We start from the raw sequence: 22,365 nt of genomic DNA on the forward strand, positions 1-22,365 counted from the left end.
AATGGAGGTATTCGTCAGATTGTAGTCAAGCTTGGCTGGCGGCTCTTATTCTCTAAACCCTTCTCCATGGCAAAAAAACCCGATACATCCTCGCGCATTGCAGACAACAAAAAGGCCACTTTCAATTATTTTTTTGAGGAACGGTTCGAGGCTGGCATCGTGCTGGAGGGCTGGGAGGTCAAGTCGCTGCGCGAAGGTAAAGTGCAGCTCACCGACGGCTATGTGGTGGTTCGTAACGGCGAGCTGTTCATCATCGGTCTGCAGATCAGCCCGCTGGGCACGGCATCGACGCACATCAGTCCGGACAAGCAGCGCACCAAAAAGCTGCTGATGCATAAGGAAGAAATCAAACGACTGATTGGCAAGGTGGAGCAAAAAGGCTACACCCTGGTGCCGCTCAACCTGCATTGGAAAAATGGCAAGGTGAAGTGTGAAATAGCCCTGGCCAAAGGCAAGGCTGAACACGACAAACGCGACACCATCAAGGACCGCGAAGGCAAACGCGAAGTGGAACGGGCCATGAAAGGGCGTCACCGGTAAACGCTGTAAACGCAGGTGACTCAAGTCAACCATTTGAACGGTCTAAAATCACTTCTCAACGGCCCAACCTGCGTTGGGCCGATTTGTTTGTTGTCGCCCTCGAAAGACCTTCGCCATGACCGTCGCCAGCCCAAAGATTGAAGCCAGCTCACCGCATGTGATGAACACCTACGGACGCTTGCCCATTGCGCTCGACTACGGTCAGGGTTGTCGGGTTTGGGACGTTAATGGCAACTGTTATCTGGATGCGCTGGGCGGCATTGCCGTCAATACCCTGGGCCACAACCATGCCAAGCTGGTGCCGGCGCTGCAGGACCAGATCAGCAAGATCATCCACAGTTGCAACTACTACCACATTCCCAACCAGGAAGCGCTGGCCAAAAAACTGGTTGAACTCTCTGGTATGTCCAATGTGTTTTTTTGCTCCACCGGCCTTGAGGCCAATGAGGCGGCCTTGAAGCTGGCCCGCAAGTTTGGCCACGACAAGGGCATTGAACGACCGGAAATTGTGGTTTATGAAAAGGCTTTTCATGGCCGTTCCATCGCCACCTTGAGCGCCACTGGCAACCCCAAAATCCAGGCAGGTTTTGGTCCGCTGGTGGAAGGCTTCATTCGCGTACCGATCAATGACATTGATAGCCTGAAAAGTGCCACCGAAGGCAACCCCAACGTGGTCGCGGTATTTTTCGAAGCGATCCAGGGCGAAGGCGGCGTCAACCTCATGCGCATGGACTACCTGCGCGAGCTGCGCACCCTGTGCAACAAGCGCGACTGGCTGATGATGATCGATGAAGTGCAATGCGGCATGGGTCGCACCGGCAAGTGGTTCGCCCACCAATGGGCTGATATCGTGCCAGACGTGATGCCGCTGGCCAAGGGCCTGGGCTCCGGCGTGCCTGTAGGCGCGGTGGTGGCCGGTCCCAGAGCCGCCCACATCTTTCAGCCAGGCAACCACGGCACCACTTTTGGCGGCAACCCGCTGGCCATGCGCGCTGGCGTAGAGACCATCCGTATCATGGAAGAAGATGGTCTGCTGGAAAATGCCGTCCGTGTGGGTGCTCACCTGAGTCAGGGACTGGCGCAGGCGCTCTCAGCTGAGTTGGCCAGTGGTGCGGTGCGCGAGATTCGTGGCCAGGGCTTGATGATTGGGGTGGACCTTGCCAAGCCTTGCGGCGCGCTGGTGCAGCAATGCGCCGACAACGGGCTGCTGATCAGTGTCACCGCCGACACCGTGATCCGGTTGGTACCGCCCTTGATCATGAGCGAGGCCGAGGCTGATGAAGTCATCCAAATTTTGTGCCCGCTGGTCCGGCAACTGCTTCAAGTGCCTTGAACCACCCTACCCTTTGATCCATCGGTTGAACCCATGACTGCCATCAAACACTACCTGCAATTCACTGATCTCAGCGCCAGCCAATACGCCTATCTCTTTGACCGCGCAACGCTCATCAAAAAAAAGTTCAAGGCCTACGAAAAACACCAACCCTTGGTGGACCGTACGCTGGCCATGATATTTGAGAAGGCGTCAACCCGCACGCGCGTGAGTTTTGAGGCGGGCATGTACCAATTGGGCGGCAGCGTGGTGCACTTGACCACCGGCGACAGCCAACTCGGACGCGCCGAGCCGATTGATGACAGCGCCAGGGTCATCAGCCGCATGGTGGACCTGGTGATGATTCGCACTTTTGAGCAAACCAAGATCGAGCGCTTTGCCGAGTTTTCACGGGTGCCTGTCATCAACGGCTTGACCAACGAATTTCATCCCTGTCAGATCCTGGCGGACATCTTCACCTTCATTGAGCACCGTGGCTCCATCCAGGGCAAAACCGTGGCTTGGGTCGGTGACGGCAACAACATGGCCAATACCTGGCTGCAAGCCGCCGAGCTGCTTGACTTCAGGGTCAACGTCAGCACACCCAATGGCTACGAAGTCGATGAGAAAATTGCGTCCATCACAGGTAAGATCAACGCCAACCACTATCAAACCTTTGGCAACCCCATGGATGCCTGCCGGGGTGCCGACCTGGTCACGACCGATGTCTGGACCAGCATGGGCTATGAGGCCGAAAACGAGGTGCGCAGAGAAGCCTTTGCCGCCTGGCGCGTCAGCGCCGACATGATGGCCGTGGCGCAACCCAGTGCCTTGTTCATGCATTGCCTGCCCGCCCACCGGGGCGAAGAAGTCGATGCGGACGTGATAGATGGCGCGCAAAGCGTGGTCTGGGATGAGGCTGAAAACCGCATGCACGTGCAAAAAGCGCTGATGGAATTTTTGTTGCTGGGCCGTTTGTCCTGACGGTTTGATTGATCGTTGGCTTCCTTCGTCACGGGGTTGTGCACCATGGCGCCGTATCATGCGCCAAGGCCATCCAAAGAGCCCAGCCGGAACTCAAAGCCAAAGCCAGTCCAGCCAGACGAACGCCCCAATCACCGTTGTGATTGCCGCGCAAGCGCAGCCATAGCCAGGGTCCGAGCATCATCGAGACACTGGTACCCATGGCAAACAACGCCATCACCAAGGCTCCCTCCATGGGACCACCAGCCAGGGCGGCTACCAACAGCGCTGAATACAACAGTCCGCAGGGCAGGAAGGTCCAGACTGCACCGATGAGCAAGGGGGCGCTGGCACCTTTATGGGAAACGAGCCCCCTGACCTTGCACCACAATTCTCTGCCTGCCTGTTCCATCCAGATGGGTTGCTGTGCTTTCCACATCAGCAGCAAGCCCAAGACGATCATCGCCACATGAAACATCGACCAGACGGGCCGCAAGGCACTTGACTGCACAGTCAGCCAACCCAGCCCTTGCATTGATGCGGCTGCCAGTGCGCCCAAACCCGAATAACCCAACACCCGGCCCAACTGGAATGTCCACATGGCCGAGGTACTGCGGGCGCCAGCCGCCTGGCCAATACCTGCGCAAGCCGCGCCACACATGGCGATGCAATGTGGACCACCAACCACTCCCATGAGAAGCGCCGTCGTGGCAAGGGTTGTTTGCATTCCCCGAACTTAGAGTATTTTGGAAAACTTGGCGCGGGTTCGGTCGGTTTGGAGATAACGATCGAAAACCATGGCAACGGCACGCACGAAGAACCACCCCTTTGGGGTCACCTTGATGCCGCTGTCATCAAGTTCGACCAGCCCTTCCTCGACCTGGCCTTTCAATACTTCCATTTCCTTGGCAAAATATTCCTTGAAATTGATCAGGTAAGCCAACTCGATGGACTCATAAGCCAATCTGCCCTGGCACATCAAGGCCATGATCACGCTGCGGCGCAGCAAATCATCTTTCGACAACGCCAGCCCTTTGACGATGGGAAAATGTCCTTGGTCAAGAAAATCGTAATACTCTTCCAGTGTTTTCGCGTTCTGGCTGTAGGTTGCGCCGACCCGTCCGATGGACGACACGCCCAGACCAATCATGTCGCAATCGGGTTGTGTGCTGTAGCCCTGGAAATTGCGATGCAAGCGCCCTTGTCGCTTCGCGATGGCCAGCGAATCGTCAGGCAAGGCAAAGTGATCCATGCCGATATAAACATAGCCTGCAGCCATCAGCGCCGCCATGGAACGGGACAACATGGTCACCTTTGAAGCCGCCGTTGGAATTTCGGTTGACGATATCCGGCGCTGTGGTTTGAAGCGTTCCGGCAAATGCGCGTAGGCATACAGCGCGATACGGTCGGGTTTGAGTTCGGAAATCTGCGCCATGGTGCGATCCACGGATTCAGGTGTCTGTTCGGGCAAACCGTAAATCAGATCGACGTTGATCGACTCAAAACCACGTGCGCGCGCAGCGTGGACCAAATCAAACACTTGTTCGGCGGGCTGAACGCGATGGACAGCTTTTTGCACTGCAGGGTCAAAATCCTGCACGCCAAAGCTCAGGCGATTGAAGCCCATCTCGGCCAGAGCATCCAGTCGGCCATTATCGATGGTGCGAGGATCGATCTCGATGGAATATTCACCATTCGGGATGAGGTTGAAATTGCGTCGTAACATGCCCATCACTTCGCGCAACTCGTCATCGCTCAGAAAAGTAGGTGAGCCGCCACCAAAATGCAATTGGGACACCGTTTGACCGCTTCCCATGTGCTGGATGTGGAGGTCAATCTCACGACTGAGGTAGGTAATGTAGGCAGCCGCACGGTCGTGATGCTTGGTGATGATCTTGTTACAGGCACAGTAATAGCACAGCGACTCGCAAAATGGAATATGCACATACAAAGATAGCGGCAAGGCCAGTGCCGAGGCACCAGAACGCCGCTGTTCCAGCGCCTGTATGTAATCCTGAGCAGTAAATGCTTCCACGAATCGGTCTGCAGTCGGATAGGATGTGTAACGTGGCCCGGACACGTCATATTGCCGGATCAGACTCTCTGAAATCGGCTCGGCGACACTTTCAATCATTCTCGTTCCTTTGAAATTTATTTGAATATGCCGTCAAAACAACGCGATATTCTTGATGTTGATCAACAAACATTGAAGATATGACCTCATCTTTGCTTTTGCATAAAATTGACGTAAGTCAGAGATCATCTTCAAAGAGTGTCAAAATCAGCCCAATGAACCATCAGTCCATCAAAATCGCTTGTGCAAACTGCAACATGCGTGAATTATGCATGCCCATCAGCTTAAGCGAAGGCGACCTAGAACGTATTGATGCAATCATTGGTGTACGCAAAAAAATCAAAAGGGGTGAGACGCTTTATCACAATGGTGACAGGTTCAACAATCTGTATGCCATCAGGACCGGTTTTTTCAAGACCTGTATCACTTCTGAAGATGGGCGAGATCAAGTCACCGGCTTTCAGATGGCAGGCGAAGTGATCGGTCTGGATGGCATTGTGAATGACCAGCACACCTGCGATGCCGTGGCTTTGGAGGACGCTGAAATTTGCACCATGCCATTTGCCCAGATCGAAGACCTGTCACGAGAAGTGAATGCCCTCCAGCATCATGTGCACAAAATCATGAGTCGAGAAATTGTTAGGGAACATGGTGTCATGTTGCTGCTGGGCAGCATGCGTGCGGAAGAACGTTTGGCGGCTTTTCTGTTGAATTTGGCGCAGCGATTGCACGCACGAGGGTTTTCCCAATCTGAACTGATCCTGCGCATGACACGGGAAGAAATCGGCAGCTTTTTGGGACTCAAGCTGGAGACCATCAGCCGTACTTTTTCGAGATTTGTAGAGGACGGCATCGTTGAAGTCAAGCAGCGCCATGTCCGTATCGTCAATACAACTGCACTTCAGGAAATCGTGAACCCGAAATAGCCGCAGGCTACTTCAAGCCATCACTTGGCTGGCGGCACGATCCCGGTCGTGGCATGGTTGCGGCCCAGCATTGCTGGCGCATCTCCGCTTTCTTTTCTGCGCGCCTCAGTCGACATATCCGACTGCCTGCCCTGCTGATAAGTTGTCTCATCCACGATCTCATTCGGGCGGCTCACCGCGAGGTAAAACGTCACAAAACCAGCTACGACCACAATGGCCGGACCCGCAATGATCATCCAGACGAAGCCGTGCTTCCACCAGGGATCATTCAAATGCTCCAGAGGTTTTTTCATTGAATCATCTTAATTTTTGGGGACAATAAATGTCGATTTCTCTGAGTCATGGTTTTCCCGATCTACGGGATAAATGCGAAATCTGATCACCTTTAAACCTTAATCGAATCCTCATAAAAGGAAAAGACCTGATTTCCCAAACCAGGAAACCAAGTCTTGAGCAGGTCAGCTTGAAGCTTACTTGTTCGACATGCCCCACACATAGGCCGTCAGGACATGAATTTGAGCCTCGGTCAATTTGCCACCTTTCTCGGCGGACTGCGCCGGCATCACATTGACTTTGCCATTGTTGACCATATCGGCGATCGCCTTTTCACCAAAGCCATGCAGCCAAATATTGTCTGTCAGATTGGCCGAACCCACCGCTTGCATGCCTTTGCCGTCAGGGCCGTGGCAAGCTGCACAAACGGCAAATTTTTCCTTGCCCAAAGCCGCACGAGTGGAGTCATGCGGGCTGCCCGACAGGCTCAACACGTACTGAGCAACGTTTTTTACATCATCAGAACTTCCCACAGCCGCAACCATGGGAGGCATGTTGCCAATGCGTCCACCCACAATGGTTTCCTTGATCTTTTCCGCAGTGCCCCCATGCAGCCAATCGCCATCTGTCAAATTCGGGAAGCCTTTATTGCCACGGGCATCAGACGCATGACACTGCGCACAATTGTTGCCGTACAGGCGCTCACCAATCGCCATGGCTTGTGCATCCTTGGCCACGTCCTCCGGCTTCATGGACATGAACTTGGCATAGATCGGGGCCGTCTCCGCATTACCCTTGGCCACCTCATCGGCATGTAATTTGGCTGAAGACCAACCCAAGGTCCCCGCATAGCTACCCAATCCGGGGTAAAGCACAAGATAAGCCAATGAGAAGACGATGGTGAAAACAAACATGTAACTCCACCATCTTGGTAGCGGGTTGTTCATTTCGCGCAGATCGCCGTCCCAGACATGTCCCGTGGTGTTGTCGCTGGCGGTAGATGCTTTCATCTTTCCGGTGACAACTAGCAAAACCAGGCAGGCGATGATGCCGACCAAAGTAATGCCAGAAATATATATTTCCCAAAAATTACTTGTGAAATCACTCATTTTTTTTCCAATCAGGTGAATGGGTCAATCCTGCTCAAAAGGCAGGTTGGCAGCTTTGTCAAAGTCAGCAGAATTCTTGCGGGAGTAAGCCCAGGCAATGATCCCGACGAACGCCAAGAAGCTCGCCAAAGTGACCAGTGAGCGAAATGTGTTGACATCAAACTCCATACAGGCCCCTTTTTACTTAGAAGTCGTGCCAAGAACCTGGAGGTAAGCCACCATGGCATCCATCTCGGTCTTGCCCTTGAGCTCTTCGACCGAAGCGGCAATCTCGGCGTCGGTGTATGGCACGCCCACTTTACGCAGCGCAGTCATGTGCGAAGGCATGCTGGCAGCGTCCACGGGGGTGTTCATCAACCAGGGATAAGCCGGCATGATGGACTCAGGGACCAGATCGCGCGGATTATTCAGGTGCGTAATCTGCCATTGGTCGCTGTACTTGCCGCCCACACGATGCAGATCCGGGCCAGTGCGCTTGCTACCCCATTGGAACGGATGGTCATAGACAAATTCGTTGGCCTTGGAGTATGGGCCGTAACGAAGTGTCTCGGCTCGGAATGGGCGAATCATCTGTGAATGGCAGTTGTAGCAACCTTCACGGGTGTAGATGTCGCGTCCGGCCAACTGAAGCGAAGTGTAGGGTTTGAGTCCCGGTGCCGGAGTGGTGGTTGATTTCTGGAAAAACAAGGGCACGATTTCAACCAGGCCACCAAACAACAAGACAATAAGCATCAAAACAATCATTAACCCGTTGTTGGTTTCGATGGTTGCATGCGACAGTCCGCCGCTTTGATTGGATGTAGACATATTTTTATTCCTCAGGCGTGTGCGACAACAGACGGAATGTTGACGGTGACAGATCGACCGGCAGTTGCCGTCTTGATGGTGTTCCAGAGCATGATGATCATGCCTGTGAGATACAACAAACCACCGGCCAGGCGCAACACATAGAACGGATAGCTGGCCTTGACAGATTCCACAAAGGTATATGTCAGGGTGCCATCAGCGTTAATCGACCTCCACATCAAACCCTGCATGACACCAGCTATCCAGAGCGCGGCAATGTAGAGCACGATACCGATGGTGGCCATGTAGAAGTGAACTTCAATGGCCTTCACGCTGAACATCTGCTTTTGTCCAAACAAGCGGGGGATCAGGTAGTACATCGAACCCATGGTGACAAGGCCCACCCAGCCTAAAGCACCAGAGTGCACGTGGCCTACGGTCCAGTCGGTGTAATGAGACAAGGCGTTCACCGTTTTGATGGCCATCATGGGGCCTTCAAAGGTGGACATGCCATAGAAGGAAAGCGACACAATGAGGAAACGCAGGATGGGGTCGTCGCGCAGTTTGTGCCAAGCACCAGACAGCGTCATGATGCCGTTGATCATGCCGCCCCAGCTTGGTGCCAAAAGGATCAGGGAAAACACCATACCCAAGGACTGCGTCCAGTCAGGCAAAGCGGTGTAGTGCAAGTGGTGCGGGCCCGCCCACATGTAAGTGAAAATCAGCGCCCAAAAGTGGACGATCGACAGACGGTAGGAATAAACAGGCCGACCCGCTTGCTTGGGAATGAAGTAATACATCATGCCCAGAAAGCCCGCCGTCAGGAAGAAACCCACAGCATTGTGGCCGTACCACCACTGCACCATGGCATCCTGCACACCCGCATAGGCCGAGTACGATTTCAGGCCCATGAGCGCCACTGGTATCTCCGCACTGTTGACCAGGTGCAATATGGCGACGGCCAGAATGAAGGCGCCAAAGAACCAGTTGGCCACGTAAATATGCTTAACCTTGCGGGTTCCGACCGTGCCAAAAAACACGATGGCATAAGACACCCACACAAGGGTAATCAGAATGTCAACGGGCCATTCCAGTTCAGCGTATTCCTTGCCAGAGGTGTAACCCAGAGGTAGTGAAATCGCCGCGATAAGAATGACCAGTTGCCAGCCCCAAAAGGTGAGCGCCGCCAGTTTGTCACTGAAGATGCGCACTTGGCAAGTACGTTGAACCACATAGTAAGACGTCGCAAAGAGGCCGCAACCACCAAAGGCAAAGATGACAGCGTTGGTGTGCAACGGACGTAATCGCCCAAAGGATAAAAACGAAATGCCCATATTGAGCTCTGGCCATGCCAACTGGGCAGCAATGATCACGCCGACCAGCATGCCAACCACGCCCCACACCACCGTCATGATGGCAAACTGCCTGACAACCTTGTCGTTGTAAGTTGTTGCCTGCGAATTTGGAAATGCCATGTTCACCTCTTTTCAGTTTCAGTCTGTCAAAGTGTGCAAGATGCAACCCTGACGCCATTTGATACAGATCAAATAAATTAAAAAATAGTTGATCAATCCTTAAGAATTCTTTCCCCCTCTTTCTCCATGTCGTCGAATTGTCCACTGTGGATGGCCCACCAGATACCGCCAATGATAAAAAATACCAGAACTACCGAGAGCGGAACCAAAAAATACAGAATGTCCATCAGGTTTTCCGTTCAAACTGCGCGTCCTTTGACAGACGCAATGCGTTGAGCACCACCAGCAAGGAACTGCTGGCCATTCCCAGCCCCGCGAGCCAAGCCGGCAACATGCCAAAAATGGCCAGCGGCACGCACACCGCGTTGTAGATCGCTGCCCACCACAGATTTTGCCTCACAATAAAAAGGGTTCGCCGTGATAACAAGAGCGCGTCCACCACGTTCATCAATCGGCCGCCAGAGACCAAAAAATCTGCCTGAGCCTGCGCCAGAGGCACTGCCTGGCCAAAAGCAAATGAAACGTGCGCCCCCGCCAGCACCGGCCCATCGTTCAAACCATCGCCGATAACGGCAACTTTACTGCCTTGGCGCTGCGCGTCACGTAAAAAATCAAGCTTGTCCTGTGGTGAACATTGCCCCTTGACGGCTGATATCCTTACCTTTTCAGCCACCCGCTGCACTGCCTCACGGGCATCCCCAGACAGCAAATGCACGCTGATCCCGGCGCGCCGCAAGGCGGAAACCGTCTCTGTAGCATCCGGGCGAATTTCTTCCAGGAACCCAAAGCTGGCAAGCCATCCCCGATCGTCACTCAAATGCACCTGCAAAGCGCTCCCATCCGTTGGTGGCGCGCCACAAAAATCGCCTGAGCCCAGGCGCAAGAGCCGGTCAGGTTCAGTATCGCCCGCCAAAGCAACTCTGGCACTTATTCCCTGCCCGGCTTGCTCGGTCACTTGATCAGCGCGCCAGTTACCTGGCACTTCCGCCAAATTTGCAGCGACAACAATGGCTCTGGAAACAGGATGAAGGGAATGTTGCGCCAGCGCTGCAGCCATGGCCAGCACTTGCTGCTCAGGCAAGCCTGGGCGAACTTGAATGCTAGTCAACACCATTGCATCGCGCGTCAAGGTACCAGTCTTGTCAAACATCACAGTGTCCACGGCGGCCAAAGACTCGAAGGCATCAAGACGCCGCACCAACACTCCACGTCTGGCCAATGCGCCCGCGGCCGACAGCATGGCGGCGGGTGTGGCCAGTGACAATGCGCAAGGGCAGGTCACCACCAGCACCGACACTGCGACCATCAGCGCACGTTCAGGATCAGTCTGCCACCAGTAGCCACACGCCAGGCCAGCGGCGAGCAACACCCCCATTAAAAATGGCTTGGCGATGGTGTCAGCCAAGCGAGCCAGGGGTGGCTTGGTGGTGGCGGCACTCTCCATCAGATTGACGATCTGGGCAAAACGCGTCTGCTCCCCCACCCGATCCACCCGCATTTGTACCACCGCCGACAGGTTGTGACTGCCGGAGATCACCTCATCTCCCACATTGCGTGTCAACGGCTGGGATTCACCCGTCAACAAAGCCTCATCAACCGCTGTGCGCCCTTGCAACAACACGCCATCGGCTGGAAAGGCTTCGCCTGGCAATACACGAATTACATCTCCGGGATGCAGACGCCGCACAGGGACACGTTCGAATTGCCCATCTGATTTAAGTCGCGACACGCTGTCCGGCAGGCGGTTCATCAAGGCTTCCAGTGAGCCTGCCGTCTTGTCACGCAGGCGCAACTCGAACCAGCGCCCTGCCAACAGGAAAAACACAAACATGGTCAGGGAATCGAAGTACACCTCGTGACCAAAAATGCCTGCCGGGTCGAACGTCCCGGCTGTGCTGACCAAAAAGGTGATCAACATGCCCAATGCCACCGGCAAGTCCATGCTGACGCGCCGGTGCAGCACATCCCGCCAGGCGTTGCCAAAGAAGGGGCCGCATGAGAACAGGATCACCGGCAGCGACAGCACCCAGGAGGCCCAGCGCAGCAATTGCTCCATTTCCTGGGTCAAATCTCCAGGCCGGGCCACATAGGCGGGGTAGGCATACATCATGACCTGCATCATGCACAGGCCCGCGACCATCATTCGCCACAAGGCCCTGCGCGACTCTGCAAGGCGGCGCTCGCGTGCAAAAGCATCGTTTGCCGGAAGCGCCCGGTAGCCAGCTTTTTGCACCGCCTGAATCCAGCCTGACGGTGCAACAGCTTGCGCCTCCCACACCACCTTGGCCCGGTGACTGCCGGCACTGACTTCAGCACTGAGCACACCCGGCACGCCCTTGAGCGCATCTTCTATGCTCAGCGCACAGGCCGCACAATGCATGCCTTCAATCACCACGTTGGATTCCCAACATCCGGGCTGTTGAGCACGCGGGCGGCTAAAAGCTGTCCATTCCTGTTCATCATCGAGGAGCGACAGCGTCGCCCTTGTGTCCTGCCCGTGCGGCTCGTCCTCGGCTGCTGCCGGGGTTGTGCTGAGTTGAAGCGGATCAAACTCCGGGCGACCAGGAATCATAAGAGACATATATATTGTTGAAGTTAACTGAGAAGAGCTACTCATTGACTGACTTTTATCAACTGCCAAGCGTCAGATCTGGGTGTATGCTGACATTTTTAACACGCTGGAGACTCCATCATGTATGACAAAATTCTTCTCGCAACCGACGGGTCAACATTGTCCAAGAAAGCCGTCAGCAGTGCCATCTCGCTCGCCGCCCTGACAGGGGCGAGTCTGGTCGCCCTGAAAGTGGTTCCCCGCTATCCGCAAAGCTACTTCGAAGGTGGGCTGGCTTTGCAGGCGGCCGAGGTGGGGCGGATTGAAAAGCAATGGGCTGAAGAGGGACAGGCGGTCGTTGACCAAGTTAAAAAAACAGCAGAGGAACAAGGGGTCAAGACACGCGCCCTGACCATCAAGTCGGACATTGTGTCAGATGCCATCATTGCCACGGCGCGCAAACACAAATGCGATTTGATCGTGATGGCTTCACACGGCCGCAAAGGCGTGAAACGCCTGCTCCTTGGCAGCGAAACCCAACAGGTCCTGACGCATTCGCACATCCCTGTGCTGGTTTTGAGATAAGCCGGAAAAACGCAAGCCACCCTGGATTCAGGGCGCTGTACGTGGCCATTTCAACTGTATTGCGCGCGCAGCAAATTCTTTTGCACCTTGCCCATGGCGTTGCGCGGCAGATCCGCCACCACGTGGCATTGTTTGGGCACCTTGTAATTGGCCACGCGCGCTTTCAATTCAGTCAGAATCTGATTTGAATCCAGCTTTGCCCCAGGTCTTGGCACCACCACGGCGACCCCGACCTCGCCGAAGTCTGCATGCGGCACGCCGACCACCGCGCTTTCGGCCACGCCAGGCAGGTCATTGATGAAGCTCTCCAGTTCGGCCGGGTAGACGTTGTAGCCGCCGCTGATGATCAGGTCTTTGCTGCGCCCCGCGATGGTGACGTAACCGTCTGCATCGATCCACCCCACATCGCCGGTCTTGAAAAATCCATCCACGGTAAATTCTTCGGCGGTTTTTTCGGGCATGCGCCAGTAGCCTGCAAACACATTCGGTCCTTTGACCTGAATGTCACCAATTTCGCCTATGGCCCGTTCTGCGCCCGGCCCGTCCACTACCCGCAGCATGACCCCTGGTAAAGGGAAACCCACGGTACCGCCGCGGCGCTCTCCCCGGTAGGGATTGGATGTGAGCATGATGGTCTCACTCATGCCGTAGCGCTCCAGAATGGTATGGCCGGTGCGCTGCTGCCAAGCGGTAAAGGTGTCGAGCAGTAGCGGTGCCGAGCCCGAAACAAACAGCCGTATGCGCTGTGCAATTTCTTTGGTCAGCCCCGGCTCGGCCAGCAGGCGCACATACAGCGTGGGCACCCCCATGAACACCGTGGCTTGCGGCATGTGCCTGAGCACGACCTTGGGATCGAATTTGCCCAGCCAGATCATCTTGCTGCCGTTGATGAGGGCGCCATGAATCGCCACAAAAAGTCCGTGCACATGAAAAATCGGCAGCGCATGGATCAGCACGTCACCACCTTGCTCCGGGCTGCGCCAGCCCCAATAGTCCCTTAATACCAGGGCGTTGCTCAACATGTTGCCATGGGTAAGCATGGCCCCTTTGGATCGACCCGTGGTGCCGCTGGTGTAAATGATCACCGCCACATCGTCCGGCTTTTTGAACGCCACGGCATGCTGGTCAGACGCATGGGCCGCGCGCTCCAGCAGGGAGCCGGTCCGGTCTTCGTTCAAGGTCAATACGTGACGCGTGCCGGCCTTGAACGCCAGCGTGCTGACCCAGCCAAAGTTGTGATCACTGCACACCACCACGGCCGGTTCGGCATTGCCAATGAAATACTCGATTTCAGCGCTTTGGTAGGCTGTGTTGAGCGGCAAAAAAATATAGCCGGCGCGCAGCGTGGCCAAGTACAGCATCAGCGCTTCAACCGACTTTTCAACCTGAACCGCGATGCGTGAGCCGGCTGGCAACTCCAGCGACTGCAAAAAGTTGGCCAGCATCGCTGTGCCTCGATCGAGATCGCGCCAGTTGTACAACTGGCCCGCATCGGTTTCAATGGCAGCGCTGTCCAGGTCGCCAGGAAAAGCCCGGCGCAGGTGTGCATAAAGGTTGACAGAGACTTCAGACACAGTAGTTTCCTCGTTTATCCAAGTGAATTGGGGTAAGTTGAATTGAATTAAATTGAACGGGTGGTTTGTCAAAACCTGGGCGGTCGTTTTTCCAGAAAAGCATGGATGCCCTCGCGCTGCTCGGCGCTGTCAGCGTAGCCGTAGGCCGTGACCAGCAAAGCTGACAAGGGATCGGCATGGGTCGGTAATTGCGAAGCGGGTGGCATGGCATTCGTCAAGACGGGCGACGAATTCAACACCCGCAGCGTTTGCTTGTTCAGGCGCGCCGCTTGCGGGGCCAACTGGCAAATGCGCTGCACCGTGGTTTGAGCGAGCGCGACTAAATCGACATCGGCCACGACCCGACTCAAAAACCCGCGCTGCAGCATCTCTGGCGCCCCCAGCACCGCTGCTTCCAGCAGCATCTGGCGGGCAGTCACCAGGCCGACTTCGCGCACCATCAGCGCTGCCTCGCGCGGTGCCATCGGAAAGCCGAGCCTCGCAATGGGTGCGCCAAACTGGGCCGACTCTGCAGCCACCCGGATGTCGCAGCAACTGGCCAGCTCAACCCCGGCGCCCATGCAATTGCCGGCAATTTGCGCCACCATTGGCACGTCGCAAGCCAGCATGGCGCGCAAGGCACCCCAGACCGCGACCTCATGAAACTCATGCAGAGAGGTTTCATTGAACCTGAAAGCGGTATATTCCGAAATATCGCCACCGGCACAAAAATGCGCGCCCTGCCCTGATATCAGTACACAGCGCACGTCGCCGTTGCCTTGAATACGCTCAAAGACAGCCCGCAAATCAAGCCACATGGCGCGCGACATGGCGTTGAAACGCCTGGGGTAAGCGAGCGTGACGTACGCCACTCCATGGCTCTGTTCAAACTTGACTTTTGCGGTCATTCTCTGCCTTCAACTGAAAATCACACGTGGCGCTGCAAGTCCAGCTCAACGTGTCTTCTTGCCCAAATTTACAGGCTGCCTGCCTGCCCACCACCATAGCCCCAGGCCACCCAAAATCATCGGCAGGCACAGCCATTGGCCCATGCTCATGCCCAGCGACAACAGGCCCAGGTGCGCGTCGGGCTCACGGAAAAACTCGGCAATGAATCTGAACACGCCATAACCCAGCAAGAACATCGCTGCCACCCGGCCCTGGGCGCGCTCATTGCGTGCATATAGCCATAGCAAGACAAACAGCAGCAGGCCTTCCAACAGGAACTGGTAAATCTGCGACGGATGACGCGGCAAGTCTCCGGCACCCCTGAACACCATTCCCCAAGGCAAATCCGGACTGGCCGTCCTGCCCCATAGTTCGCCGTTGATGAAGTTACCCACGCGCCCGGCAGCCAATCCCGTGGGCACACAAGGTGCCACAAAATCGGCCACCTGCAACCAATGCCGACCGCGTGAATGAGCAAACCAAAGCATGGCGAAGATCACGCCCAGCATGCCGCCATGAAAACTCATACCGCCCTGCCACACCGCGAACACCTCCAGCGGATGGGCCGCGTAATACAGCGGCTTGTAAAACAGGCAATAGCCCAGCCGCCCGCCCAGCACCACACCCATCACACCAAGAAACAAAATGTCTTCAACATCCTGCTTTTTCCAGGCTTGCGGGCCGAGCAGAGAAGCAAATGGCGCATGGTGCAGCCGCAGGCGCCCCAACCAGACAAACAGGCCAAAGGCCGCTAAATAGGTCAACCCGTACCAATGAATGGACAAGGGGCCGAGTTGCAGGGCGATCGGGTTTATTTCGGGATGAATCAGCATGGTTGACATTGTCTCGCAAGCCAATGGCAATTTTGGCGACCAAGGTTCTTTAAAATAGGCCAATGCGCTTCGCACTTGTGCCCGGCGCTTGGCCTGAACACTGCAACCAACCCTAGTGAGCTTTTATGGACATCAAACCCGTCGTCATGAACCCGCGCAGCAAAAACATCACCGAGGGCAAATCGCGCGCGCCCAACCGCTCCATGTATTACGCAATGGGTTACGAGGGCGACGACTTCAGCAAACCCATGATCGGTGTCGCCAACGGCCACAGCACCATCACGCCATGCAATTCGGGACTGCAAAAGCTCGCTGACGCTGCCATTGTGGCGATTGAAGAAGCCGGCGGCAACGCCCAGGTGTTTGGCACTCCCACCATCTCGGACGGCATGTCGATGGGCACCGAGGGCATGAAATACAGCTTGGTCAGCCGCGAGGTGATATCCGACTGCATCGAGACCTGCGTGCAGGGCCAGTGGATGGACGGCGTGCTGGTGATCGGCGGCTGCGACAAAAACATGCCAGGCGGCCTGATGGGCATGCTGCGCGCCAATGTGCCCGCCATCTATGTCTATGGCGGTACCATTTTGCCGGGTCATTACAAGGGGCAGGACCTTAACATTGTGAGCGTATTCGAAGCCGTAGGCGAAAACGCCGCCGGCCGCATGAGCGACGAAGACCTGCTGGAGATCGAGCGCCGCGCCATTCCCGGCCCGGGTTCGTGCGGCGGCATGTACACCGCCAACACCATGAGTTCGGCTTTCGAGGCACTGGGCATTTCGTTGCCCTATTCGAGCACCATGGCCAATCCGCACGATGAAAAGCTGAACTCTGCCAAGGAATCTGCCAGAGTGCTGATCGAGGCCATCAAGAAAGACCTCAAGCCGCGCGACATCGTGACTCGCAAGTCGATCGAGAACGCCATCGCCGTAGTCATGGCCATTGGCGGCTCGACCAACGCTGTGCTGCACTTTTTGGCCATCGCCCACGCCGCCGGGGTCGAATGGACCATCGATGATTTTGAGCGCGTGCGCGTCAAATCCCCGGTGCTGTGCGACCTCAAGCCCAGCGGCAAATACCTGGCAGTCGATTTGCACCGCGCCGGTGGTATTCCGCAAGTCATGAAGATGCTGCTCAGCGCCGGCCTGTTGTACGGCGACTGCATCACCATCACCGGCCAGACCGTGGCTGAAGTACTCAAAGACATTCCCGATGCACCGCGTGCCGATCAGGATGTGATCCGACCCATGAGCAGGCCGATGTATGCCCAGGGCCACCTTGCCATTCTCAAAGGCAACCTGGCACCCGAAGGCTGCGTGGCCAAGATCACCGGTTTGAAAAATCCGGTCATGACCGGCCCGGCGCGCGTGTTCGAGGACGAGCAGTCAGCCCTGAAAGCCATTCTGGCGAACCAGATCGTGGCCGGCGACGTGATGGTGTTGCGCTACCTTGGCCCCAAGGGCGGTCCGGGCATGCCGGAAATGCTGGCGCCCACCGGCGCGTTGGTCGGCCAGGGCTTGGGCGAATCCGTAGGACTGATCACCGACGGCCGTTTTTCCGGCGGCACCTGGGGCATGGTCGTCGGCCACGTGGCCCCTGAAGCCGCCACTGGCGGCCTGATTGCACTGATCGAAGAAGGCGACTCGATCACCATCGACGCGCACCAGTTGCTGCTGCAACTCAATGTCAGTGACGACGTCATCGCCAAACGGCGCGCTGTCTGGACGGCCCCCGAGCCGCGCTATACGCGTGGGGTACAAGCAAAGTTTGCCTTCAACGCATCGACCGCCAGCAAGGGCGCTGTGCTGGACAACTACTGAAACGATCCGTGCAAGACCAGCCGGTCCTGGCGGTTGGGCTACGCGCATTCAGCGCTTCCTTTGTTGGTAGTTGGCATCGAGCGCGTTTTTGGTGCGCGCTCGGCGCTTCTTGATCCTACTGTTTTCACGCTCCATTGCCTTGCGCTTGGTGTAGCCAAAGCTGTCAGCCCAGAACCACCACAGCACAGCCATGACAAATGGCGATAGCACCCACCACCACGACCAGTCGGCGACCGGCCCCACGGCAGCATATTTCATGAGCAACAACACCAAGCCCAAACCCAGTAAATACATGGCCTCTCCTTTTTAATGAAATAGTTGTTGGCAAAACACCCATGTCAACAGCCATCCCTAAAATAACGTTCAGACACTCTAACCCATCTTTTCAAAGGACAACCGCATGAAACGAACTCTTTTTGTTTTGCTGGCGGCCGCTTTTGTGGCTGCACCGGCTTTGGCAGATCAGGCGTTGGCGCAAAAGAAGAACTGCATGGCTTGCCACGCGGTCGAGAAAAAAATTGTCGGCCCGGCCTACAAAGACGTCGCCAAAAAGTACGCCGGCAAGGACATGGCTGCCAAACTGGCGGCAAAGGTCAAACAAGGGGGCTCCGGTGTGTGGGGCGCGATTCCGATGCCGGCCAATCCGCAAGTTAGTGATGCAGAAGCCACACAATTGGTCACCTGGGTCTTGTCACTCAAATAAACAAGTCGTCTCTCCAGATGTGAAAAAGCCCGCAACTGCGGGCTTTTTTTATGTAATTTTCAGGCCACGAACACTTGCAAAACAAGCGTTCGTGAACCAACTTTGCAGCGCCTCAGTAGGCTTGGCCCAACTGACCCAAGATTGCCGGGTTTTCCAGCGTCGAGGTATCCTGGGTGATGTTTTCACCCTTGGCCAGCGAACGCAGCAAACGACGCATGATCTTGCCCGAACGCGTCTTGGGCAGGTTTTCACCAAATCGGATGTCCTTGGGCTTGGCAATGGGGCCAATCTCCTTGGCAACCCAATCGCGCAGCTCTTTGGCGATTTGCTTAGCTTCGTCGCCTGTCGGCACGCCACGCTTCAACACCACAAAGGCGCAAATCGCTTCACCCGTCAGATCATCCGGCCGGCCCACCACAGCAGCCTCAGCCACCAGGTCGGTCTTGGCAACCAGGGCCGATTCGATTTCCATGGTGCCCATGCGGTGACCCGACACATTCAGCACGTCATCGATTCGGCCGGTGATTCGGAAGTAGCCACGGTCTTCACTGCGCACAGCGCCGTCACCGGCGAGATAGTAGGTGCCGCCCATTTCGGCCGGGAAGTAGCTGGACTTGAAGCGTTCCGGGTCGCCCCAGATGGTACGGATCATCGATGGCCATGGGCGCTTGACGACCAGCATGCCGCCCGAACCGTTGGGCACGTCATGACCGGCTTCGTCAACGATGGCAGCCATGATGCCAGGCAACGGCAAGGTGCAGCTACCTGGCACCAGCGGTGTCGCACCCGGCAACGGCGTGATCATGTGGCCACCGGTTTCGGTTTGCCAGAAAGTGTCCACGATCGGACACTTTTCATGGCCGATGTTCTTAAAGTACCACATCCAGGCTTCCGGATTGATGGGCTCGCCCACCGTGCCCAAAATGCGCAGGCTCGACAGGTCCGAACGGTCCGGATGCACTTTTTCGTCGCTTTCGGCGGACTTTATCAGCGAGCGGATGGCGGTGGGTGCCGTGTAGAAAATGCTGCACTTGTGGCGCTCGATCATTTGCCAGAAACGACCGGCGTTCGGGTAGGTCGGGATGCCCTCAAAAATGATCTGGGTGGCACCCGCCGCCAGCGGGCCATAAGCCACGTAGGCGTGACCGGTGATCCAGCCGATGTCGGCGGTACACCAGAAAATGTCATCGGCGCGCAAGTCAAAGGTCCAGTCCATGGTCAGCTTGGACCACAGCACAAAGCCGCCGGTGGAATGCTGCACGCCCTTCGGCTTGCCGGTGGAACCGGAGGTGAACAAGATGAACAGAGGGTGCTCGGCACCGACCATCACCGGCGCGCATTCGGTGCTTTGACCCGCCAGGGCTTGCGTGAACGTGATGTCACGGCCAGCGACCATGTTGCAGGGGCTGTTGGTGCGTTCGAACACAAACACCGTCTTGATGGATTCGCAGCCACCCAGACCCAGACCCTCATCCACAATGCCCTTGAGCGGCAACTGCTTGCCACCGCGCATCTGGAAGTTGGCGGTCACCACCGCCACGGCGCCGGCGTCGATGATGCGTTCTTGCAAGGCCTTGGCCGAGAAGCCGCCAAACACCACGCTGTGCGTGGCGCCAATGCGGGCGCAGGCCTGCATGGCAATCACGCCTTCCAGGGTCATGGGCATGTAAATCAGGACACGGTCACCCTTCTGGATGCCCTTGGCTTTGAGCGCATTGGCGAACTGGCTGACCTTGGCGAGCAGTTCCTTGTAAGTGGTTTTGGTGACCGCGCCGTCGTCGGCTTCGAAAATAACAGCGACTTTGTTCTCGTTGGGGGTACCCATGTGCTTGTCGAGGCAGTTGGCCGATGCATTGAGCTCGCCGTCTTCGAACCACTTGTAGAAAGGCACATTGGACTCGTCCAGCGTCTTGGTAAAAGGCTTGCTCCAGACCACGTTTTCACGCGCCAGGCGGGCCCAAAAACCTTCGAAATCTTTTTCAGCTTCTGCGCACAGCGCGTAATAGCTTTCCATCCCCGAGATGCGTGCTGCCTTGACGGTGGCCTCGCTTGGCGGGAAAACACGGTTTTCAACCAACATGGATTCAACAGCTGTTGTGGGTGTAGTCACGGATCAATCTCCTCTAGTTAAACAAAGTTCGCCCGATAATGTCACGGCTGGCACTTACAGGCCACTGACTGGCAAGTCCGGCACAAGCCGCCCCATAAAATCAAGCCGACACCACTTTAATTCAAACACCAATGACCCTATCCACAACGCCCACCAAATCACCCCTGCGCCCGATTCCGCGCCTGATTTTTGCGAGCCGCTGGCTGCAATTGCCGCTTTATCTGGGGCTGATCGCCGCGCAAGGTGTTTATGTATTTCACTTTTGGGTGGAGTTGGTGCACCTGCTCGAAGCTGCCTTTGGCAGCCCGACAGCCCTGCAGGCGCTCATTGACGGCATTGGCTACAAGACCGATGTGCCCATCACGCAACTGAACGAGACCATCATCATGCTGGTCGTGCTGGCGCTGATTGACGTGGTCATGATCTCCAATCTGCTGATCATGGTGATCGTGGGCGGCTATGAGACCTTCGTGTCACGTTTGAACCTGGAAGGCCATCAGGACCAGCCCGAATGGCTGGACCATGTGAATGCATCCGTGCTCAAGGTCAAGCTGGCCACCGCCATCATCGGCATCAGCTCGATCCATCTGCTCAAGACCTTCATCAATGCCGCCAATTACAGCGACAAAGTGCTGATCGCTCAAACGGTCATTCACATCACGTTTCTTCTTTCAGCCATTGCCATCGCCTACACCGACCGGCTGATGTCGCACCCGCCGGCAGCGCCGCACTGAGCGCCCTGCTCAGGCGGCCAGCCCATGCGCCAAAGCCATCACCTGCCCGGGTGGCAGCGCCCTGAGGTGATGGTCACTCCAGACCTGGCGCCAGCGCCTCGCCCCCGGCAGACCGTGGCGCAAACCCAGCATGTGGCGGGCGATGGTGGGCCAGGGGATGCCAAAGCGCTCGGCCTGCTCGGCCATGTAGGCCACCATCTGCTGCTCCACTGATTCGCGGGTCAGGCCAGCCTGACCGACATCGGCAAAAAACCGTCGGTCCCATTCGCTCAGCCACCAGGGGTTGTGGTAGGCCTCGCGGCCCAGCATGACGCCATCGACGTGTTGCAGGTGTTGCTCGATCTGGTCCGTCTGGGTGATGCCGCCATTGATGACAAATTCAAGCGCTGGAAAATCCTGTTTCAGCCGGTACACCGCTTCATAACGCAAGGGCGGCACCGATCGGTTGTCCTTGGGGTTCAAGCCCTTCAGCCAGGCATTGCGCGCATGCACGATGAACGTGCTGCAACCAGCCAGGCTGATCACGCCGACAAAGTCGCGCACAAAGTCATAACTCTCTTCTTTGTCGATGCCAATTCGGTGCTTGACCGTGACCGGGATCGACACCGCATCGCGCATGGCTTTGACGCCCTCGGCCACCAGAGCCGGTTCGCGCATCAAACAGGCGCCAAAAGCGCCGCGCTGCACCCGCTCGCTGGGGCAGCCGCAATTCAAGTTTACCTCGCCGTAGCCCCAATCCTGCGCCCAGCGCGCGCACTTTGCCAGATCGGCGGGTTCACTGCCACCCAATTGCAGTGCCAATGGCGACTCGGCCGCGTTGTAGTCCAGATGCCGGGTCCGATCGCCGTGTATCAGTGCCCCGGTGGTCACCATCTCGCTATATAGCAACGCGTGTCTGGACAACAGACGGTGAAAATAGCGGCAATGGCGATCAGTCCAGTCCAGCATGGGCGCAACGCAGATTTTGTGGCTGATCACGAAAGTTTGAGCAAGTTGAGTGAAAAAATGCCATTTTCCCCTGCTTCAGTCCTGCCACCATGACCCCGCCAGGAAACACCTATAAAAAACGG

General features: G+C 56.4%; 23 protein-coding genes. 8 read left to right on the forward strand and 15 right to left on the reverse strand.

What is annotated here, in order from left to right; genetic code table 11:
* Positions 1-66: 66 nt before the first annotated feature.
* The 3 genes from smpB (at position 67) to argF (ending at position 2,836) form a co-directional block, all read left to right on the forward strand.
* Positions 67-540 carry an SsrA-binding protein SmpB gene (gene smpB, locus PHF15_RS03105; protein ID WP_300118875.1) on the forward strand — a complete coding sequence of 158 codons (474 nt, stop codon included), beginning with the start codon at positions 67-69 and terminating at the stop codon, positions 538-540.
* A 115-nt stretch (positions 541-655) separates the two neighbouring features.
* Positions 656-1,873 (forward strand): aspartate aminotransferase family protein, encoded by a 1,218-nt coding sequence (locus PHF15_RS03110; protein ID WP_300118876.1) that lies wholly within the window; start codon positions 656-658, stop codon positions 1,871-1,873.
* Positions 1,874-1,906: 33 nt separating this feature from the next.
* On the forward strand, positions 1,907-2,836 hold the full coding sequence (gene argF / locus PHF15_RS03115) for an ornithine carbamoyltransferase (RefSeq protein WP_300118877.1): 930 nt from the start codon (positions 1,907-1,909) through the stop codon (positions 2,834-2,836).
* Positions 2,837-2,864: 28 nt separating this feature from the next.
* On the opposite strand, the gene PHF15_RS03120 is transcribed toward argF, so the two are convergent.
* Together PHF15_RS03120 and hemN are read right to left on the reverse strand one after the other, a co-directional pair.
* A complete protein-coding gene (locus tag PHF15_RS03120; protein WP_300118878.1) occupies positions 2,865-3,542 on the reverse strand; it encodes a sulfite exporter TauE/SafE family protein in 678 nt (225 codons plus the stop codon).
* 9 nt (positions 3,543-3,551) lie between these two features.
* Positions 3,552-4,949: an oxygen-independent coproporphyrinogen III oxidase gene (gene hemN, locus PHF15_RS03125; protein ID WP_300118879.1), complete on the reverse strand. Its 1,398-nt coding sequence runs from the start codon at positions 4,947-4,949 to the stop codon at positions 3,552-3,554.
* A 155-nt stretch (positions 4,950-5,104) separates the two neighbouring features.
* Here hemN and fnr point away from each other — a divergent pair, with 155 nt between their 5' ends.
* A complete protein-coding gene (gene fnr, locus PHF15_RS03130) occupies positions 5,105-5,815 on the forward strand; it encodes a fumarate/nitrate reduction transcriptional regulator Fnr (RefSeq protein ID WP_300119091.1) in 711 nt (236 codons plus the stop codon).
* 20 nt (positions 5,816-5,835) lie between these two features.
* Here the strand turns inward: fnr and PHF15_RS03135 are convergent, their stop codons facing one another.
* From PHF15_RS03135 to PHF15_RS03165, 7 genes are all read right to left on the reverse strand, one after another.
* Positions 5,836-6,108, reverse strand: a complete 273-nt coding sequence (locus tag PHF15_RS03135) for a FixH family protein (protein ID WP_300118880.1) — start codon at positions 6,106-6,108, stop codon at positions 5,836-5,838.
* Positions 6,109-6,285: 177 nt separating this feature from the next.
* Positions 6,286-7,197, reverse strand: a complete 912-nt coding sequence (gene ccoP, locus PHF15_RS03140; RefSeq protein ID WP_300118881.1) for a cytochrome-c oxidase, cbb3-type subunit III — start codon at positions 7,195-7,197, stop codon at positions 6,286-6,288.
* A gap of 24 nt (positions 7,198-7,221) precedes the next feature.
* On the reverse strand, positions 7,222-7,365 hold the full coding sequence (locus tag PHF15_RS03145) for a cbb3-type cytochrome c oxidase subunit 3 (protein WP_300118882.1): 144 nt from the start codon (positions 7,363-7,365) through the stop codon (positions 7,222-7,224).
* Between the two features lie 12 nt (positions 7,366-7,377).
* Complete coding sequence (gene ccoO, locus PHF15_RS03150) at positions 7,378-8,004, reverse strand: cytochrome-c oxidase, cbb3-type subunit II (protein ID WP_300118883.1); 627 nt, start codon at positions 8,002-8,004, stop codon at positions 7,378-7,380.
* Between the two features lie 11 nt (positions 8,005-8,015).
* Positions 8,016-9,458, reverse strand: coding sequence for a cytochrome-c oxidase, cbb3-type subunit I (gene ccoN / locus PHF15_RS03155; RefSeq protein ID WP_300118884.1), 1,443 nt, complete (start codon positions 9,456-9,458; stop codon positions 8,016-8,018).
* A gap of 92 nt (positions 9,459-9,550) precedes the next feature.
* Positions 9,551-9,685, reverse strand: a complete 135-nt coding sequence (gene ccoS / locus PHF15_RS03160; protein WP_300118885.1) for a cbb3-type cytochrome oxidase assembly protein CcoS — start codon at positions 9,683-9,685, stop codon at positions 9,551-9,553.
* Complete coding sequence (locus PHF15_RS03165; protein WP_300118886.1) at positions 9,685-12,039, reverse strand: cation-translocating P-type ATPase; 2,355 nt, start codon at positions 12,037-12,039, stop codon at positions 9,685-9,687. Before PHF15_RS03165 ends, ccoS begins: the two co-directional genes overlap by 1 nt.
* Positions 12,040-12,150: 111 nt before the next feature.
* On the opposite strand from PHF15_RS03165, the gene PHF15_RS03170 reads away from it, so the two are divergent.
* A complete protein-coding gene (locus tag PHF15_RS03170) occupies positions 12,151-12,594 on the forward strand; it encodes a universal stress protein (RefSeq protein WP_300118887.1) in 444 nt (147 codons plus the stop codon).
* A 50-nt stretch (positions 12,595-12,644) separates the two neighbouring features.
* Here PHF15_RS03170 and PHF15_RS03175 read toward each other — a convergent pair whose 3' ends face one another.
* The 3 genes from PHF15_RS03175 to lgt all read right to left on the reverse strand — a co-directional run bounded on the left by PHF15_RS03175 (position 12,645) and on the right by lgt (position 15,928).
* Positions 12,645-14,168: a malonyl-CoA synthase gene (locus PHF15_RS03175; protein ID WP_300118889.1), complete on the reverse strand. Its 1,524-nt coding sequence runs from the start codon at positions 14,166-14,168 to the stop codon at positions 12,645-12,647.
* 68 nt (positions 14,169-14,236) lie between these two features.
* Complete coding sequence (locus tag PHF15_RS03180) at positions 14,237-15,055, reverse strand: enoyl-CoA hydratase/isomerase family protein (RefSeq protein WP_300118890.1); 819 nt, start codon at positions 15,053-15,055, stop codon at positions 14,237-14,239.
* 45 nt (positions 15,056-15,100) lie between these two features.
* Positions 15,101-15,928 (reverse strand): prolipoprotein diacylglyceryl transferase, encoded by an 828-nt coding sequence (lgt, locus tag PHF15_RS03185; protein WP_300118891.1) that lies wholly within the window; start codon positions 15,926-15,928, stop codon positions 15,101-15,103.
* A 125-nt stretch (positions 15,929-16,053) separates the two neighbouring features.
* Here lgt and ilvD point away from each other — a divergent pair, with 125 nt between their 5' ends.
* Positions 16,054-17,748, forward strand: coding sequence for a dihydroxy-acid dehydratase (gene ilvD, locus PHF15_RS03190; RefSeq protein ID WP_300118893.1), 1,695 nt, complete (start codon positions 16,054-16,056; stop codon positions 17,746-17,748).
* A gap of 48 nt (positions 17,749-17,796) precedes the next feature.
* Here the strand turns inward: ilvD and PHF15_RS03195 are convergent, their stop codons facing one another.
* A complete protein-coding gene (locus tag PHF15_RS03195; RefSeq protein WP_300118895.1) occupies positions 17,797-18,042 on the reverse strand; it encodes a TIGR04438 family Trp-rich protein in 246 nt (81 codons plus the stop codon).
* 106 nt (positions 18,043-18,148) lie between these two features.
* Here PHF15_RS03195 and PHF15_RS03200 point away from each other — a divergent pair, with 106 nt between their 5' ends.
* Positions 18,149-18,451: a c-type cytochrome gene (locus PHF15_RS03200; RefSeq protein ID WP_300118897.1), complete on the forward strand. Its 303-nt coding sequence runs from the start codon at positions 18,149-18,151 to the stop codon at positions 18,449-18,451.
* A 112-nt stretch (positions 18,452-18,563) separates the two neighbouring features.
* Here PHF15_RS03200 and acs read toward each other — a convergent pair whose 3' ends face one another.
* Entirely contained in the window at positions 18,564-20,561 is a 1,998-nt protein-coding gene (acs, locus tag PHF15_RS03205; protein ID WP_300118898.1) for an acetate--CoA ligase, read from the reverse strand.
* Positions 20,562-20,692: 131 nt separating this feature from the next.
* Here acs and PHF15_RS03210 point away from each other — a divergent pair, with 131 nt between their 5' ends.
* Complete coding sequence (locus tag PHF15_RS03210; RefSeq protein WP_300118899.1) at positions 20,693-21,295, forward strand: YqhA family protein; 603 nt, start codon at positions 20,693-20,695, stop codon at positions 21,293-21,295.
* 9 nt (positions 21,296-21,304) lie between these two features.
* On the opposite strand, the gene dusA is transcribed toward PHF15_RS03210, so the two are convergent.
* Positions 21,305-22,243, reverse strand: coding sequence for a tRNA dihydrouridine(20/20a) synthase DusA (gene dusA / locus PHF15_RS03215; RefSeq protein WP_300119092.1), 939 nt, complete (start codon positions 22,241-22,243; stop codon positions 21,305-21,307).
* Between the last annotated feature and the right edge of the window lie 122 nt (positions 22,244-22,365).

The sequence above is a fragment of the Rhodoferax sp. genome (genome assembly GCF_028689295.1).
Lineage (GTDB): Bacteria > Pseudomonadota > Gammaproteobacteria > Burkholderiales > Burkholderiaceae_C > Rhodoferax.

Excerpts from the sequence above, each read along its gene's own strand:
- dusA (WP_300119092.1), bottom strand. The coding sequence starts at position 22,243 with ATGCTGGACTGGACTGATCGCCATTGCCGCTATTTTCACCGTCTGTTG.
- PHF15_RS03110 (WP_300118876.1), top strand. The coding sequence starts at position 656 with ATGACCGTCGCCAGCCCAAAGATTGAAGCCAGCTCACCGCATGTGATG.
- PHF15_RS03170 (WP_300118887.1), top strand. The coding sequence starts at position 12,151 with ATGTATGACAAAATTCTTCTCGCAACCGACGGGTCAACATTGTCCAAG.
- fnr (WP_300119091.1), top strand. The coding sequence starts at position 5,105 with ATGAACCATCAGTCCATCAAAATCGCTTGTGCAAACTGCAACATGCGT.
- PHF15_RS03165 (WP_300118886.1), bottom strand. The coding sequence starts at position 12,039 with ATGTCTCTTATGATTCCTGGTCGCCCGGAGTTTGATCCGCTTCAACTC.
- ccoO (WP_300118883.1), bottom strand. The coding sequence starts at position 8,004 with ATGTCTACATCCAATCAAAGCGGCGGACTGTCGCATGCAACCATCGAA.
- PHF15_RS03195 (WP_300118895.1), bottom strand. The coding sequence starts at position 18,042 with ATGTATTTACTGGGTTTGGGCTTGGTGTTGTTGCTCATGAAATATGCT.
- argF (WP_300118877.1), top strand. The coding sequence starts at position 1,907 with ATGACTGCCATCAAACACTACCTGCAATTCACTGATCTCAGCGCCAGC.
- PHF15_RS03210 (WP_300118899.1), top strand. The coding sequence starts at position 20,693 with ATGACCCTATCCACAACGCCCACCAAATCACCCCTGCGCCCGATTCCG.
- ccoN (WP_300118884.1), bottom strand. The coding sequence starts at position 9,458 with ATGGCATTTCCAAATTCGCAGGCAACAACTTACAACGACAAGGTTGTC.
- ilvD (WP_300118893.1), top strand. The coding sequence starts at position 16,054 with ATGGACATCAAACCCGTCGTCATGAACCCGCGCAGCAAAAACATCACC.
- PHF15_RS03120 (WP_300118878.1), bottom strand. The coding sequence starts at position 3,542 with ATGCAAACAACCCTTGCCACGACGGCGCTTCTCATGGGAGTGGTTGGT.
- PHF15_RS03200 (WP_300118897.1), top strand. The coding sequence starts at position 18,149 with ATGAAACGAACTCTTTTTGTTTTGCTGGCGGCCGCTTTTGTGGCTGCA.
- lgt (WP_300118891.1), bottom strand. The coding sequence starts at position 15,928 with ATGCTGATTCATCCCGAAATAAACCCGATCGCCCTGCAACTCGGCCCC.
- hemN (WP_300118879.1), bottom strand. The coding sequence starts at position 4,949 with ATGATTGAAAGTGTCGCCGAGCCGATTTCAGAGAGTCTGATCCGGCAA.
- ccoP (WP_300118881.1), bottom strand. The coding sequence starts at position 7,197 with ATGAGTGATTTCACAAGTAATTTTTGGGAAATATATATTTCTGGCATT.
- smpB (WP_300118875.1), top strand. The coding sequence starts at position 67 with ATGGCAAAAAAACCCGATACATCCTCGCGCATTGCAGACAACAAAAAG.
- PHF15_RS03145 (WP_300118882.1), bottom strand. The coding sequence starts at position 7,365 with ATGGAGTTTGATGTCAACACATTTCGCTCACTGGTCACTTTGGCGAGC.
- PHF15_RS03180 (WP_300118890.1), bottom strand. The coding sequence starts at position 15,055 with ATGACCGCAAAAGTCAAGTTTGAACAGAGCCATGGAGTGGCGTACGTC.
- ccoS (WP_300118885.1), bottom strand. The coding sequence starts at position 9,685 with ATGGACATTCTGTATTTTTTGGTTCCGCTCTCGGTAGTTCTGGTATTT.
- PHF15_RS03135 (WP_300118880.1), bottom strand. The coding sequence starts at position 6,108 with ATGAAAAAACCTCTGGAGCATTTGAATGATCCCTGGTGGAAGCACGGC.